General features: G+C 63.1%; 10 protein-coding genes. 7 read left to right on the top strand and 3 right to left on the bottom strand.

The features are described 5' to 3' along the window. Positions 1–201 precede the first annotated feature (201 nt). From AC1DTQ_RS14810 to AC1DTQ_RS14795, 4 genes are all read left to right on the top strand, one after another. The gene (locus AC1DTQ_RS14810) at positions 202–2271 is read left to right on the top strand and encodes a carbon starvation CstA family protein (RefSeq protein WP_477850543.1); all 2070 of its coding nucleotides are present in this window, start codon (positions 202–204) and stop codon (positions 2269–2271) included. Next, positions 2271–2495, top strand: a complete 225-nt coding sequence (locus AC1DTQ_RS14805) for a YbdD/YjiX family protein (RefSeq protein WP_477850542.1) — start codon at positions 2271–2273, stop codon at positions 2493–2495. The genes AC1DTQ_RS14810 and AC1DTQ_RS14805 overlap by 1 nt, the downstream gene beginning before the upstream one ends. Before the next feature lie 202 nt (positions 2496–2697). Further along, positions 2698–3456, top strand: a complete 759-nt coding sequence (locus tag AC1DTQ_RS14800; protein WP_477850541.1) for an ankyrin repeat domain-containing protein — start codon at positions 2698–2700, stop codon at positions 3454–3456. Positions 3457–3563: 107 nt separating this feature from the next. Continuing rightward, on the top strand, positions 3564–4775 hold the full coding sequence (locus AC1DTQ_RS14795) for a Tle-like phospholipase domain-containing protein (RefSeq protein ID WP_477850626.1): 1212 nt from the start codon (positions 3564–3566) through the stop codon (positions 4773–4775). 44 nt (positions 4776–4819) lie between these two features. Here the strand turns inward: AC1DTQ_RS14795 and AC1DTQ_RS14790 are convergent, their stop codons facing one another. Together AC1DTQ_RS14790 and AC1DTQ_RS14785 are read right to left on the bottom strand one after the other, a co-directional pair. Next, positions 4820–6079, bottom strand: a complete 1260-nt coding sequence (locus AC1DTQ_RS14790) for a DUF819 family protein (protein WP_477850540.1) — start codon at positions 6077–6079, stop codon at positions 4820–4822. A 76-nt stretch (positions 6080–6155) separates the two neighbouring features. After that, on the bottom strand, positions 6156–8237 hold the full coding sequence (locus AC1DTQ_RS14785; protein ID WP_477850539.1) for a S9 family peptidase: 2082 nt from the start codon (positions 8235–8237) through the stop codon (positions 6156–6158). 335 nt (positions 8238–8572) lie between these two features. On the opposite strand from AC1DTQ_RS14785, the gene AC1DTQ_RS14780 reads away from it, so the two are divergent. From AC1DTQ_RS14780 to AC1DTQ_RS14770, 3 genes are read left to right on the top strand one after another with little or no spacing between them, the layout of a single operon-like run. Continuing rightward, positions 8573–11131 carry a TonB-dependent receptor gene (locus AC1DTQ_RS14780; protein WP_477850537.1) on the top strand — a complete coding sequence of 853 codons (2559 nt, stop codon included), beginning with the start codon at positions 8573–8575 and terminating at the stop codon, positions 11129–11131. Between the two features lie 2 nt (positions 11132–11133). Continuing rightward, positions 11134–12303 carry a phosphatidylinositol-specific phospholipase C1-like protein gene (locus AC1DTQ_RS14775; RefSeq protein WP_477850535.1) on the top strand — a complete coding sequence of 390 codons (1170 nt, stop codon included), beginning with the start codon at positions 11134–11136 and terminating at the stop codon, positions 12301–12303. 4 nt (positions 12304–12307) lie between these two features. Next, positions 12308–13828 (top strand): CehA/McbA family metallohydrolase, encoded by a 1521-nt coding sequence (locus AC1DTQ_RS14770; RefSeq protein ID WP_477850534.1) that lies wholly within the window; start codon positions 12308–12310, stop codon positions 13826–13828. A gap of 21 nt (positions 13829–13849) precedes the next feature. Here the strand turns inward: AC1DTQ_RS14770 and AC1DTQ_RS14765 are convergent, their stop codons facing one another. After that, a complete protein-coding gene (locus AC1DTQ_RS14765) occupies positions 13850–15799 on the bottom strand; it encodes an OPT family oligopeptide transporter (RefSeq protein ID WP_477850532.1) in 1950 nt (649 codons plus the stop codon). Between the last annotated feature and the right edge of the window lie 42 nt (positions 15800–15841).

Below are 15841 nucleotides of genomic sequence, written 5' to 3'. Positions count from 1 at the left end.
GTGAGTCGCGAAGCCCTCAACCCTTCAACTGCACCAGCTTCGCGACTCGCGTCGCTCCTACAGACAAGGCAGGCGATGCGGCGGCGCACAATCCGTGTGGCTTGCCCAATAAGACCAAAGTCGAAGACCGAATCACTGGTTACGCATTGACCCCCTCTCCGCATCGGAGGACTCTAGCCGCAGTCGAACGGAGGGGTTTGCATGAAGGGTTTCTCCAAGCTGGCCTGGGGCGCGCTCGCCCTGCTGGGTGCTTTCTGTCTGGGCACTATCGCCCTGCGTCGCGGCGAACAGATCAATGCGCTGTGGATCGTGGTAGCGGCCGTATCCATCTACCTCGTGGCTTACCGCTACTACAGTCTGTTCATCGCCAACAAGGTGATGGGTCTGGACCCTACCCGGGCCACGCCTGCCGTGTTACGCAACGATGGGCTGGATTTCGTTCCCACCAACAAACACGTGCTGTTCGGCCATCACTTCGCCGCCATCGCAGGCGCGGGGCCTTTAGTCGGACCGGTGCTGGCCGCGCAGATGGGTTACCTGCCCGGCATGCTCTGGCTGATCACCGGCGTGGTCCTGGCGGGCGCGGTGCAGGACTTCATGGTGTTGTTCATTTCCAGCCGGCGCGATGCGCGCTCGCTTGGCGACCTGGTGCGCGAGGAAATGGGAAGAATTCCCGGGACCATCGCACTGTTCGGCGCGTTCCTGATCATGATCATCATCCTGGCGGTGCTGGCGATGATCGTGGTGAAGGCGCTGGCGGAAAGCCCGTGGGGCATGTTCACGGTGATGGCCACGATTCCGATCGCGGTATTGATGGGCGTCTACATGCGCTACATCCGTCCTGGCAAGATCGGCGAGATTTCGATCGTTGGCATCGCGCTGCTGCTGTTCTCGATCTGGCTGGGCGGTAAGGTCGGCGCACATCCCACCTGGGGCCCAGCGTTCACCTTCACCGGTACGCAGATCACCTGGATGCTGATCGGCTATGGCTTCGTCGCCGCGGTGTTGCCGGTCTGGCTGATCCTGGCGCCACGCGATTACCTATCCACCTTCCTCAAGATCGGCACCATCATCGCCCTGGCGATCGGCATCGTGATCGTGATGCCGGAATTGAAGATGCCGGCGCTGACCCAGTTCACCGATGGCACCGGTCCGGTCTGGAAAGGCAGTCTGTTCCCGTTCCTGTTCATCACCATCGCCTGCGGCGCGGTTTCCGGCTTCCATGCGCTGATCTCCTCCGGCACCACGCCCAAGCTGCTGGCCAGCGAAGGCCATATGCGCTACATCGGCTACGGCGGCATGTTGATGGAATCGTTCGTGGCGATCATGGCGCTGGTGGCCGCTTCGGTGATCGAACCGGGCGTGTACTTCGCCATGAACAGTCCGGCCGCGGCCATCGGCACCGACGCCATTTCCGCGGCAGCCAAGATCAGCGAATGGGGCTTCACCGTGACCCCGGACATGCTGACTGCCACGGCGACCGACATCGGCGAGAAGACCATTCTTTCGCGCGCCGGTGGCGCACCGACGCTGGCCGTCGGTATCGCCCACATCCTGCACAACGTGATGCCGAGCGCCAACTCCATGGCCTTCTGGTACCACTTCGCCATCCTGTTCGAAGCGCTGTTCATCCTCACTGCGGTGGACGCTGGCACGCGCGCCGGACGCTTCATGCTGCAGGACTTGCTGGGCACGTTCCATTCCGGTCTGAGGCGCACCGAATCCTGGGGCGCCAACGTCATCGCCACCGCCGGCTGCGTCGCACTGTGGGGCTACTTCCTGTATCAGGGCGTGGTCGATCCGCTGGGTGGCATCAACACCTTGTGGCCGCTGTTCGGCATCGCCAACCAGATGCTGGCCGGCATCGCCCTGATGTTGTGCACGGTGGTGCTGTTCAAGCTCAAGCGCGACCGTTACGCCTGGGTCACCATCCTACCGGCGATCTGGCTGCTGATCTGCACCACGACGGCCGGTCTGATCAAGATCTTCGACTCCAACCCGGCGGTCGGTTTCTTATCCCAGGCAGCGAAGTACCGCAATGGCATCGCCTCGGGCGAGATCGTGGCGCCGGCCAAGAGCATCGATCAGATGCAGCAGATCATGACCAACAGCTACGTCAACACCGTGCTCACCGCGCTGTTCCTGTTCGTGGTGCTGAGCGTGCTGGTGTATGCGATAGGAGCGATCCGCAAGGCACGCGCCAACCCGCAACGCAGCGACCGCGAGACGCCTTACGTGGCGGTGGATCCGGCGATGCTGGCGAATCTCTAATGGGCACCGAACTGGTTCCCGCAGGTCAGTACCAGGCGCATCGCCGCGTATGGCGTCGCCTGGTGCAGACCGCACGCTTGTGCTGCGGCGTACCGGACTACGACAACTACGTGCGGCACATGATGGAAAAACATCCCGAACGCGAAGTGATGGACTACAAGACCTTCTTCCGCGAACGGCAGGAAGCCAGATTCGGCGGAAGAAACGGGTTCCGCTGCTGCTGACGCACTCATAGAGTCGAAGTGTGATGCCCGACCCGCATTTCCTGTGCCCCTCCCCGGTGGCCGGACATCGGATCGCGCAATCCATCGGCGGGTAACGAAATCAAAACATTCGCTCAGCGATAGCGGTGCTAGGATCGGCTTGTCGCGTCGGGACAACATCAAATTACGCGACCGCAATCACGCAGCCGGAAAGGAAACCGCAATGCGCAAGCAGGTCCCCGCCCTGGCGGCACTCGCAACCTCCATCCTGATGGTTTCATGCGCCGCCGACCCGGCCGGGGCAAAGGAGCAAACCAGCATGTCCGCAGCGCTTAATCCCAACTCCGCCATGCCCTTCCACGACCCTGCGGTCGTACCGCTGGCCAATGCGGTCGCTGAGGGGGACGTGGCTCGTATTCGCGCGCTCGCCTCGTCGGCGAACCTGTCGGCACGTGGCGATGACCAGGTCACTCTGCTCGAGTGGGCGGTCTGGAACCAGAAACCCGCCTCGCTGTCGGCACTGCTCGAAGCCGGCGCCAACGCCGCCGAGCCGGGCATGGACAACGAAACGGTGGCGCACATGGCCGCTATGGCCGACGACCCACAGTATCTGCAAGCACTGGTCGCCCACGGCGCGCCAGTGGACGTGGTCAGCACCCGTGCCGGCCGGACCCCGATTTTCCGCGCGGTACAGAGCCGACGCGACGCCCAGTTCGACCTGCTGGTGAAAGCCGGCGCCGATGTCCGCCGCACCGATTCGATGGGCAACTCGCTGTTGCACGTGGCCGCGCAGGTCAACGATGCCGAACGCGTCCTGCAGCTGCTGCGATTGGGTGTGGACCCCAACGCCACCGATAGTCGCGGCAACACCTTCCAGGCCGCGTTGTTCTCAGGTTCGGACGCGCGCCTCAACGCCGATGGCCGGCAGTCGCGGCAGAAAGTGCGCGACTGGCTTGCGGCCAACGGCATCGCCACGCAGTAACCGGAACTGGAACTGGAACTAGAGCACGCGACGTCGGCAGACGTCGCCAACTTCGTGCAGCAAGGCCTACACACGCAAAGGAATCGCGTATGAATGTTTCCACAGGGATGCCCACTACCTCCTCCACTGCAACCGGCAGCGGCTTCGCTGGCGACGTGGCGGGCCAGCAGCCGCACGCGGTGGATCGCGAATTGTCGACTCTGCTGCAAGACAACTATGCCGTCGCCGACGCTCGGCGCGGCGTGTCCACCTTCGCACCGGTCCTGCCCGGAACCTGGCAACGCATGGAGGATGCCGCAGTGCGCGCCGCGGGCATCGACCCCAGCCTGCTGCACGACGGCAAGAGCGGCTTCGACGCCTCGCTTTACCGGGATGCGAGCGGAGCCGTGGCGGTGGCCTACGCCGGTACCGACGAAGGCAAGGACTGGCGCCACAACTTCCGCCAGGGCCTGGGATTCCAGGACGCGCAGTACGACCAGGCCATCGCGCTCGCGCAGCAGGCCAAGCAGGCCTTCGGCGACAACGTGGTCCTGACCGGGCAGTCGCTCGGCGGCGGCCTGGCAGCCGCGGCGAGCATGGTCAGCGAAGTCCCTGCGGTCACCTTCAACGCCGCCGGCGTGCACGACAAGACCCTGGAACGCTACGGCTTCGACGCCGACGTGCTGAAGCAGGAGGCCGAGCAAGGCCTGATCCGCAGTTACCGGGTCAAGAACGAGCTCCTGACCCATCTGCAGGAAGACAGCATTCCCCTGAAGTGGGCCATGCCGGACGCGCCGGGGCACAAGATCGAACTGCCGGATCCCGATCCGCTCACTTTCTTCGAGCGCCTCGTGCCCGGCAAGATGCTGCTGCATCGTCTCGACTTGCACTACATCGAAGCGGTCATGGAAGCGCAGGACTTGGCGCAACTGCAGGTCCGCGAGCGCAACCCTGGCACCGGGCCCGCTACCATCGGCGACGCCAACAGCACCTCCAACCAGTTGCTCAGGAATGCGGTCGATGGCCTGTCCGGGCAACGCCAGCAGCTGGGGCTTGCCGGCGACGAGCGCTTCTTCAATGTGGCGGCCAGTACTGCGGCGCACGCGGGCGCGGACGGTTTGAAGCGGATCGACCACGTACTCACTTCCGAACGCGGCGACAGTCTGTTCTCAGTACAAGGGGCTTTGCACGATCCCGCGCACAAGCGCAGTCGTATCGATATGGAACAGGCCAGCCAGGTTCCCGCGCAGCTCAGCGCCGGGCAACTACGCGAGCAGGACCAGCAACAGGGCCAGACTCCGCAAGTGGAACAACGTCAACCACGCGCAGCCCAGCTCTAAACGGACATGGTGCGGAGCCTCTCATCGCATGCGCGACGGGAGACTCAGGCCCCGGCCATCGCTTTCAACGTGATCCCGACGATATAGGCCAACACCGTACCGGTCGCATAACCCAGCGCGCCGAGCAACGCACCCACCGGCGCGAGCGAAGGATGAAACACCGACGCCACCACCGGTGCGGATGCGGGCCCGCCGATATTGCTCTGCGAGCCCATGGCGAAATAGAAGAACGGCACCCGCAACGCCTTGCCCAGCAGCCACAACAACACGATGTGCACCGAGATCCAGATCAGACCGAGCGCGAACAGCCACGGCCGGTCGGCAAGCGCCTTGATGTCCATCTGCATGCCGATGCAAGCGATGAGGATGTAAAGCAGCAACGCGCCGATCTTGGAAGCTCCAGCGCCGTCCAGCGTGCGCGCACGAGTGAAGCTCAATCCCAGGCCGACCAGCGTGGACAGCACCACCACCCATACGAAGGGTTCGTGCAGGCTGACCTGGCGCGCCCAGGAAACATTGGCACCGAACCAAGCCGATGCCGGCCCCGCCACCGCATGGGCCAGGCCGACCGTGCCGAAAGCGATGCCCAGGATCACCATCAGATCCGTCAGTGAAGCCACGCGCTCATGTTGCTGTTGATAGCTGGCCAGACGCTGCTTGAGATCCTCGATGGCGCGCGTATCGGCGCCGCTGCGCGCGTCGATCGCCTCGGCGCGGCCGGCCAGGAAGATCAGCACGGCCATCCAAACGTAGCCGACACCCACATCGACGACCACGAATTGGCCGAAAGTGGTTTCGTCGACCGCGAAGACTTCCTTCATCGCCACCATGTTGGCGCCGCCGCCGATCCAGCTGCCGGCCAAAGTGGCCATGCCAGCCCAGGTATCGCCAGCTACTGTTTCCGGGTGTAACAGGCCCATCAGCCAGAACGCGGTGAACGCGCCGATCATCACCGTGACCGACGCGCCTATGTACATCAACAACAGTTTCGGCCCCAGCCGCAGCACGCCCTTCAGATCGATGGTGAGGGTCAACAGCACCAGCGCCGCTGGCAGTAGCACGCGACTGGCGACAGGGTTGTAGAGCTTGCTGGCGTTGCCGTCGATCAAGCCCACACTGTTGTAGATGCCGGGAATGAAATAGCAAAGCAGCAACGCCGGTACGTAGGTGTAGAACTTCTTCCACATGCCGGTTTCGCGCGAGGCGGTCCAGAACACCGCACCCAGCGTGGCGGCGATCAGGCCGAACAGCACGATGTCGTTGGTGATCAGCGCGGTGGAAGGCGCGGTGGCTTCGACGGGCATCGGTACGGTTCCTGGCAGGCGCTATCCGCGCCGCCGGCAGGGCCAGCAGCGCGGATTGGCGATGGATTGCGGAGAGTTACTGGCCGAGATGCTGCTTCAGCCAGCCATTGACCGTGTCGTGCCACAGTACGCTGTTCTGCGGTTTCAGAACCCAGTGGTTTTCATCGGGGAAGTACAGCAGCTTCGATTCGATGCCCTTGCGCTGCAGCGCGGTGAACGCAGACAGACCCTGATCTTCGGGGACGCGGAAGTCCTTGCCGCCCTGCACCACCAGAGTGGGCACGCGCCAATCGGCGATATGGTTGACCGGATTGAACTTCTCGTAGGCCTTGGGATTTTCATACGGTGTACCGCCGTTTTCCCATTCGCTGAACCAAAGTTCCTCGGTCACGTAGCCCATCGACCGCGTGTCGAAGACGCCGTCGTGATTGACCAGACATTTCCAAGCGCCGGAGGCAGGCGTATGCCAGTTGCCGGCGATCCAGTTGATCATGTAGCCGCCGTAGCTTGCGCCGAGCGCGCAGGCGTTGGCACCGTCGAGGAAGGCGTATCGCTTCTGTGCTGCGGCCCAGCCCTTCTGCAAGTCCTCCAGCGGCTTGCCGCCCCAGTCCTGGCTGATGGCGTCGGTAAAGGCCTGGCCGTAGCCGGTGGAACCATGGAAATCGATCATCACCACGGCATAGCCTTGGCCCGCATAAGTCTGCGGATTCCAGCGATAACTCCAGCCGTTGCCGAAGCTGCCTTGCGGGCCGCCGTGAATCAGGAAGGCGACCGGATACTTCTTCCCTTCCACGTAATTCCACGGCTTGACCACGTAACCATGCACGGTGTCGCCGCGGGCGCCTTTGAACTCGAACTGTTCGAAATCGCCGAACGCCACGTCCTTCAGCCGGTCCTCCGCGCTTGGCGTGATCGCGCGCAGGGGAGCGCCGGCCGTAATGGTGGTGGTGAACAGTTGGTCGCCGGTCTTCAGCGTATTGCGGGTGAACGCCAGGGTCTGACCCGCGATATCGAACTCAGCGATGGAACCATCGCCAACGATCTGCTCGGCCTTGCCCGTGGCGACCTCCACGGCGAACAAGGGATGCTGGCCGGTGTCCTGCGCGGTGGTGAAAACCGTGCCGCCATCCTCGGACAGCACGATGTTATCGGCGGAACGGTCCCAATGCGCGGCGATCTCGCGGACTTGTCCGCTGCCCACATCCATGCTCATCAGCGCGAAACGGTCGGCTTCGAAGCCCGGGCGTTTCATCGCGCGATAGAACAGTGTTTTTCCGTCGGCGCTGAACACCGGACCGGCATCCCATGCCTTGTTGGCTGCGGTCAGATTGACCGGCGCGCCGCTACCGTCGGCGTTGAGGCGATACAGATCGAAGTTGGTGGACCAGGCTTCTCCCTTGCCCGCCACGCGGATGCCGGCCACCAGTGTTTTTCCATCCGGCGCCCAGGTGTACTCGCTGGCATCGCCGAACGGTTTGGAAGGCGCATCGCCATCCAGCGAATCGGTCAACGCAACCGCAGTGCTGATGACCTTCGCTTTGCCGACAGGTAGAGCGCTCACGAAGAGCCGACTGCGGCGGCCATCGCTCCAGGTGTCCCAATGACGCACGAAGAGCCCTTCGTACACAACACCGGTGCTTTTCTTGGCTTTGGTGTCGTCGAGTCGTTTCTGCGTGCAGGCGAAGTCGGCTTTGCAATCGACGAAGGTTTCAGCACTGAATGCGACGCGGGTGCCATCCGGCGACAACTGGTAACTGCCGACGTCCAGCGCGAAAGCGGTGAGCTGCTTGGGCGCGCCGCCGCTGGAAGCGATGGAATACAGCTGCTGGACACCGGATTTTCCGCTGAGGAAATAGACGGTCTTGCCGTCTGGCGAGAACGCAGGCGAATTCACGTTCCAGCCGGCGGGCGTCAACGGTTTCGGCGGCGCCATGTCGCGGGTCAGCAGATTGCGCACCCACAGGCCTGTGCTGGCCTTGGTCACTTCCTTGTCCATCTGCCGCTGGGCGAAGACGACAACCGCGCCGTCGGGCGACAGCACGGGCGAGGAAACGCGATCCAGCGCGACCAGATCGCGTACGTCGAATCCGCGCGTGGCGGCCGTGGCCGGCAATGCGGCCAGCAGGCAGAGGGGCAACAAGGCGGTTCGCAAGTTCATCCGAGACTCCAGCGACAGGAAAACCCCGATGTTAGGCGGTAACAGCAGTCCGGCGCAAAGGCCGGAAGCCATGCCGGAGCGGCTTCCCGGCCTGGTGTGATTGTGGTTTTTGTCGGTCGATACGCATCCGTTGCACGGAATCTCCGGGCCGCCGCGGACGAAGAATGGTTCGCGGAGACAATTTTTCGGATACGCAGACGATAGGTAATGACGGGTGATACGTAACAAATGTTTAAGCATCGCCGCACACCATGGATGTTATCGATCCCAATCCAGCGCCTCGCGTGGCTTGTGCACGCATCGATTCCTTCTGCTATCCAATCGAGAGTTTCCAGATGAATCAGTACAACCACGTGCTTCGACGCGCCATTCACCTTGCCTTGGCGCTTGCCGCCGGCGCCAGCCCGCTCGCGCACGCGCAACAGTCCAACGACGCCGATGCAAAGGAAGCCTCGGCGGCGGACGCGGTGGAACTGGACACGGTGGTGGTAACCGGTCGTTCCGGCACCACCCAACGCAGCAAGGCCGAAACCAGCTACTCGATCACCAGCATCGATGAAGACCATCTGCGATTGCAGGCCCCGACCTCGGTGACCGAGGCGATGAAATCCGTGCCGGGATTCTGGGTGGAAGCATCCGGCGGCGAGGCGAGCGGCAACATCCGTGCGCGCGGCATCCCGGTGGACGGATTTGGATCGGTGACCCTGCTGGAAGATGGAGTGCCGGTACAGCACGACCCCGCCCTGGGCTTCCTCAATGGCGATCAGGCTTTCCGTCTCGACGAGACGATCGAGCGGATCGAAGTGGTGCGAGGCGGACCGTCGTCGGTGTTCTATTCCAACGCACCCGCGGGCGCGATCAACTTCATCCCGCGCGTGGTCGGCGATAGTGCCGAGGGCGTGGTCAAGTACACCGTGGGCGACCACGGACTCAGCCGCTACGACCTGTTCTTCGGTACGCCGCTCGGCGGGGGTTGGAAACTGAGCGTCGGCGGTTTCTATCGCTCCGGCGACGGCATCCGCGACCCAGGCTTTCAGGCCAACAAAGGCGGTCAGTTTCGCGTCAATCTCAGCAAGGCTTTCGAGCGCGGCAACCTCAGTTTCGATTTCAAGCGGGTCCACGACAACGTCGCGCTGTACCTGGGCATTCCGATGCGCACTTATGACCACGGCGAGATCCGCGCCGTGCCGGGCTTCGACGGCAACTACGGCACGATGGCGGGTCCGGAAACAACCCACGTGCAGATGCTGCAGGGCGATGGCAGCCTCTACGACTTCGACAACAGTCGCGGCACCGAGGTCGATCGCAACCAGTTCACGGTCAAGTTCGACTACGAACTCGGTGCGGGCTTCAAGCTGGCCGAGTCGATCCGCTACAGCGATACCGAGACGCAGCGCAATGGCGTGTTCCCGCTGCAGCTCATGAGCGGAGCCGCGTTCCTGCGCCAGTCGCAGGCTCTGTTGGCGCGCGTGCCCGGTGCGACGGGATTGCAGCTGCGCTATGCGACCGACCCCGCCCAGATCTTCGATGTCGCCAACCAGAATGGGAACGGCCTGATGTCGGTCGGCGGACTGCGCGGCGTGACCATGCCGGTGAAGGAACTGATCAACGATACCCGCCTGTTGCGCAAGTTCGATTTCGGCGAGCAGAGCCACGATGTCACCCTCGGCTACTACTACGCGCGTTTCGACCAGGATTTCGACCGCTTTTCTTCCAATGTCCTGCTGGACGTGCAGGACAACGCGCGCCTGCTGGACCTGGTGGCGGTGAACGCCAATGGCCAGCCACTCGCCACGCTGACCGATGACGGCGTCTACCGCTACGGCTATGAGTGGGAGAACGCCAGCGGGCGCTCCACTACGCATGCGCTATACCTGTCCGACGAATGGCAGGCCACCGACAAGTTGCGAATCGATGCCGGTGTGCGCTGGGAAGAGGTCAACACCGAGGGCTGGACCGAGATCCGTACGCCGGCGAACCTCGGCACTTTCGCCAGCTCTCAAATCCTTACGGGGTCGGGCCGTTACGTCAACTACGACGAGACTTTCAACAAAACCGGTTGGACGATCGGTACCAACTGGCAGTTCTCCGAGCATGCCGGCCTGTTCGCGCGCTGGACCTCGGCCTTCCGCCTGCCCAACCTGTCCAGCTATATCACCCGATACTCCAACTGCAGTCTGGCCGATGTCGAAAACTGCATCCGCAACAACAGCAGCCGGCCGGTTACCCAGACCATGGACCTGGGCGAAGTGGGCTACAAGTTCAGCAACCAGACCTTCGATGTCTTCGCGACGGCGTTCTACACCAAATACGACAATGTGGGATTCAGCAATTACGTGTTCGATCTCAACAGCGGCGCTTCCACCGTGCAGCAGGGCTACGCCAGCACCAAGACCGTCGGCCTGGAATTGGAAGGCAGTTGGTATCCAGTCGAGTGGTTCGATCTGCAGCTGACCGCCACCGTGCAGGAACCCGAGTACCAGGACCTGCGCTACACCGAACTTGTCGGCGGCGCACCGGTGCTGCGCGACTTCGTAGGCAACCAGCTGATCCGCGTGCCGAAACAAAGTCTGCGCGTGGTGCCGGGCTTCAATCTCTTCGACAACAAGCTGCGCCTGCAGGCGGCGTACGAACACCAGGGCGAACGTTATGTCGATACCGCCAACTCGGTGCGCCTGCCGTCGTACTACGCGATCAACGCCAGCGCACGCTACGAACTCACGCCTGAGTTGTCGCTGTTTCTGTATGGCGACAACCTCACCAATTCACTGGGCCTGACCGAAGGCAATCCGCGTGCCGGCGAGCTGCAGAGCGGCGATGCAGGAGCCAATACCTTCCTGGCCCGGCCGCTGCTGGGGCGGGCGTACCGGTTCGCGATCATGTTCCGATTCTGAACATGAGGACGAAACACGGGCCCACGCCACGTTGCGTAGCCGGACTGTTGGTGGCAGCGTTGTCGTGCGCAGTGTTTGCCGGCGAGTCGACCACCCCATCGCCCGAACAGCGGTGCGATCCCGACTGGATCGACAGTCACTTGCGCATGAACCAGCTGCAGCTCATCGGCACTCACAACAGCTACAAACTGGCACTGCCGGACGACGAGCTGGCCGCGCATCGCGCGGTCGATGCCGCGGGAGCCGATTCGATCGACTACGCGCATCGGCCGCTGGCCGAACAGCTCGACCGAGGCCTGCGTGGCTTGGAACTCGACGTCTACCCCGACCCACAGGGTGGACGTTATCTGCAGCCGCCTGGGGCGCGCCGTCGCGGCTACGCGCAATCGCCTTGGACGTCCGACGATCGGCAGAAGATGCAGCGCCCCGGTTTCAAGGTCATGCATCTAGCCGATATCGATTTCCGCAGCAGCTGCCTCACGCTGCAGGACTGCCTGACGATTGTCCGTAAATGGTCGCAGGCGCATCCGCGGCACCTGCCCATTCTGATCACCCTCAATGCCAAGGACGGGCGTGGCGGTGCGGGTGCGGTGCAGCCACTGCCGTTCGATGTGGCCGTTTTCGATGCGCTGGATGCCGAAATTCGCGTGGCGCTGCCAGACGATCTGCTGCTTAGACCGGACCAAGTGCAGGGTGCGCACCCAACTCTGCGCGATGCGGTGCGTATAGACGGCTGGCCGCTGCTGGGACAGGCGCGCGGCAAGGTATTGCTGGCGCTGGATGAGGATGCGCGCAAGGTAGCGCTATACCGAGGCGCCCGACATTCGTTGGAAGGGCGTGCGATGTTCGTCAATAGCGACGAGGCCTCGCCCGCCGCGGCCTATCTGACCCTCAACGATCCGCTTGGCGATGGAACACATATCGCCCGTGCCGTCGCCGCAGGCTACCTAGTGCGCACCCGCGCCGATGCCGACACGCGCGAAGCCCGCAGCGGCGATACGCAGCGCCGAGAAGCGGCCTTTCGAAGCGGCGCGCAATATGTGTCGACCGACTATCCATGGCCCGATCAGCGTTGGGACGACTACCGGGTGAAGTTTCCGTCGGGCGCCCCCTATGCGCGACTGAATCTGGCAGATGGCAATCCGAAATGTCCTTCCCTGGTTCTGGAGTAATGCCATGAAGTTGCGTCCACCGCCTTGGCTACACAGTGCAGCGATAGCCTGCATGTTGTTTCTGTGTAGCAGCAGCGAAACGGAGGCGGCCGAGAAACAACAAGACCTGACCTTGCGCGGCGAGATCACGGGCAAGGACCAACAAAGTTATCGCGAGGTTCCGTTCACCGTACCCGCCGGTACCGGACGCATCACTGTGCAGTTCGAATACACCGGCAGGGACGGCAAGACCACCCTCGATCTTGGACTGCTGGACCCGGATGGCTTTAGAGGATGGAGCGGCGGCAACAAGTCGGTGTTCACCGTGTCGGCCAGCGACGCTACGCCCTCCTATCTGTCGGGGGCGATCCGGCCGGGTCAATGGTCGCTATTGCTGGGAATTCCCAATATCCGCAAGGACACGCGCGCCGAGTTCACCGCGCGCATTTGGCTGGGCCGCGAAGACGAGCCTTATTGGCAGCCGACGATCGCCAACCCTCCGTTGCAGGAGAAGGCGGCGTGGTATCGCGGCGATCTGCACATGCATGACGCGCACAGCGACGGCAGCTGCAAGAGTTCGAAAGGAGCAAAAGTGCCCTGCCCGCTGTTCCTGACCGCCCAAGCGGCAACACAGCGCGGGTTAGATTTCATCGCCATCACCGACCACAACACCACTTCACAAGCAAACGCCATCCGTGAGCTGCAGCCCTACTTCGACAGCATCCTGCTGATGCCGGGACGCGAAATCACGACGTTCAGCGGCCACGCCAATCTGATCGGCCCGGTGGCGCCGTTGGACTTCCGCGTCGGCGGCAACCGCGACTGGAATGCGTTGCTGCGCGATGCGGCGCGGCTGCAGGGCATCGTTTCGATCAATCACCCGGTGCGTCCCTCAGGCGAAACCTGCATGGGTTGCGGCTGGACTGCGCAGCCGAAGGCGGATCCTTCGCTGCTGCAAGCGGTGGAAGTGGTGAATGGTATGGATGCCGACACGCCGTATTCGGGCATCCCATTCTGGGAGTCGCTGCTGAGCGCTGGGTACCGGCTGACCGCTATCGGCGGCAGCGACAATCACGATGCCAGCCGGATGTCGCCGGACGTGGGTGGCGGACCGGTCGGAATACCGACCACGGTAGTGCATGCGCAAGCACTGTCGATGCCGGAAATCCTCGCCGGGTTGCGCGCCGGGCATGTTTTCGTCGATGTGCAGGGCAGCCGCGACCGCACGCTGATTTTCAGCGCGCGTGCTGAAGGTGCCGAAGCGCAGATGGGGGACGTCTTGCCGTCGCCATCGGGAAGCACGGTCGAGTTCGAAATACGCACCGAGAACCTTTCCGGCGCGCGCATCGAGGCGATCCAGGACGGCCGCATCCTGCAGCCGGAAATCGACCTGGCCATCAAGCAGACCGCGCAGACCCATCGCTTCGCCTGGCGCAGCGATGGCGGGCGGCACTGGCTGCGGGTCAACGTGCGCGGCGCCGACGGCAAGCTGTTGCTCGTCGGCAACCCGATCTACCTCAATTGGCCGGCTTCTGCCGAGCCCTGAAACCGTTAGATGCTCAGATGGTCAACCCGGGATCGGCAGGGTTTGCTTCTTGGCGCCGCTGCGATAGAGCAGCCAACCCACCACTGCCAGCACCACCAATCCTATCCACTGATTGAAACGCCAGGCCTCCGGCAATGCGAGCACGTCGGCGCTTCCTGAAACAACGATCGGTACCGCGATCGCGATGCCCATCAGCGCTTCGCCGGTGATCAGGCCCGCGGAGAACAACGTACCGGGCCGATGGATGCGGTCCTTTTCCATTTCGTCGTCATCGTTGATCTTGTGCTTGCGCTGCACCAAATGCGAAAGCAAGCCGCCAAGGAAGATGGGCACCAACAATTCCAGGGGCAGGTAGATACCGATCGCCGCCGCCAGCACCGGCACACGGAATTTCGCGCCGCGCGATTTCAACCACTCATCCAGCGCGATGATGACCGCTCCGACGCCGGCGCCGATGGCGATCATGCCCCACGGCAACACACCACCGAACATGCCCTTGGCCACCGACGCCATCAGCGTGGCCTGCGGTGCGGAGAGCGAATTGGGATGCTCTGGCGTGGGCGCGCCGATGCCATAGGCGGCCGCGAGCAAGTTCAGCACCGGCGCCATGATCAGTGCGCACGAGAAAGCGCCGATGGCCAGCATCAGCTGCTGCTTCCACGGCGTCGCGCCGACGATGTATCCGGCTTTCAGATCCTGCAGGTTGTCGCCACCGACCGCCGCCGCGCAGCACACCACCGCGCCGATCATGATCGCCGCCACCGCTCCGATCGGAGAATCACGCCCTAATAGGAATACCAGAACCACCGAAGCGAACAGGATGGTGGCGATGGTGATGCCGGAGACGGGATTGTTGGAAGAACCGACCAAGCCGGCGAGATAGGCGGACACCGAGACGAACAGGAAACCGGCAACGATCATGATGATGGTCATCGGGATACTGACCGTCCACTGCCCCACGATCGCCTGGTACAGCAACGCCAGCGGAATGACGAACACCACCAGCGCGATCAGCATCCACTTCATCGGCAGATCGCGGTCGGTTTCGGCCACGACTTCGCCCTTGGCCTTACGCGCGGCGGCGAATCCGCTGCGGATACCCGACACCAGCGATTTGCGCAGCGAGAACAGCGTCCACATGCCACCGATGAGCATGGTGCCCACGCCCAGATAGCGGACTTTCGTGGACCAGATGGCGAATGCCGTATCGACTGGCCCGGCGCCCGCGATCTGCGCGGCAAGGGCCGGATCGTTGTTCAAGAAGAATGCGTTGTAGATCGGAATGGCGATATGCCAGGACAGCACCGCGCCCGACAGCACGACAATGCCGATATTCAAACCAACGATGTAGCCGACGCCCAGCAACGCCGGCGAAAGATTGGTGCCCAGATAGGCCAACCCCTTGCCGTTGGCGAAGAAGCCCGCCTGCGCCCAGCTGTCGGGGATCATGCGCAGGCCGCTGGCTGCGGCCAGCTTCACCAGTGCGCCGATGGCCGCCGACATGGCCAGGATCTTCAGGCCGGGACCGGGGTTCTCGCCGGCCTTCAACACTTCGGCGGCAGCCTTGCCTTCCGGGAACGGAAGCGGCTCTTCCACGATCATGGTGCGGCGCAGCGGTACCGAGAACAGCACGCCCAGCAAACCGCCCAGGCCGGCGATGGCCAGCACCCAGGAATAGCGGAAGTCCTGCCAATAACCCAGGATGATCAACGCCGGAATAGTGAAGATGACGCCGGCGGCGATCGACGAACCCGCCGAAGCGCCGGTCTGGACGATGTTGTTTTCCAAGATGGTGCCGCCGCCCAGCAGGCGCAGCACGCCCATGGACACCACGGCAGCGGGAATGGCGGTGGCGATGGTCAGGCCCGCGAACAGCCCCAGATAAGCGTTGGCGGCCGACAGGATCATCGCCAGCACGATCGCCAGCAGTACGGCACGGAAGGTAAGTTGCGGCGTCTGCGCGCTGTTCATGCGAATCCCTGAGCTTCGAGGAGCCGACAAGCTATAAGGAAG

This window comes from Pseudoxanthomonas sp. P4_B2 (assembly GCF_056402315.1).
This window is presented reverse-complemented; position numbering and strand designations above follow the sequence as displayed.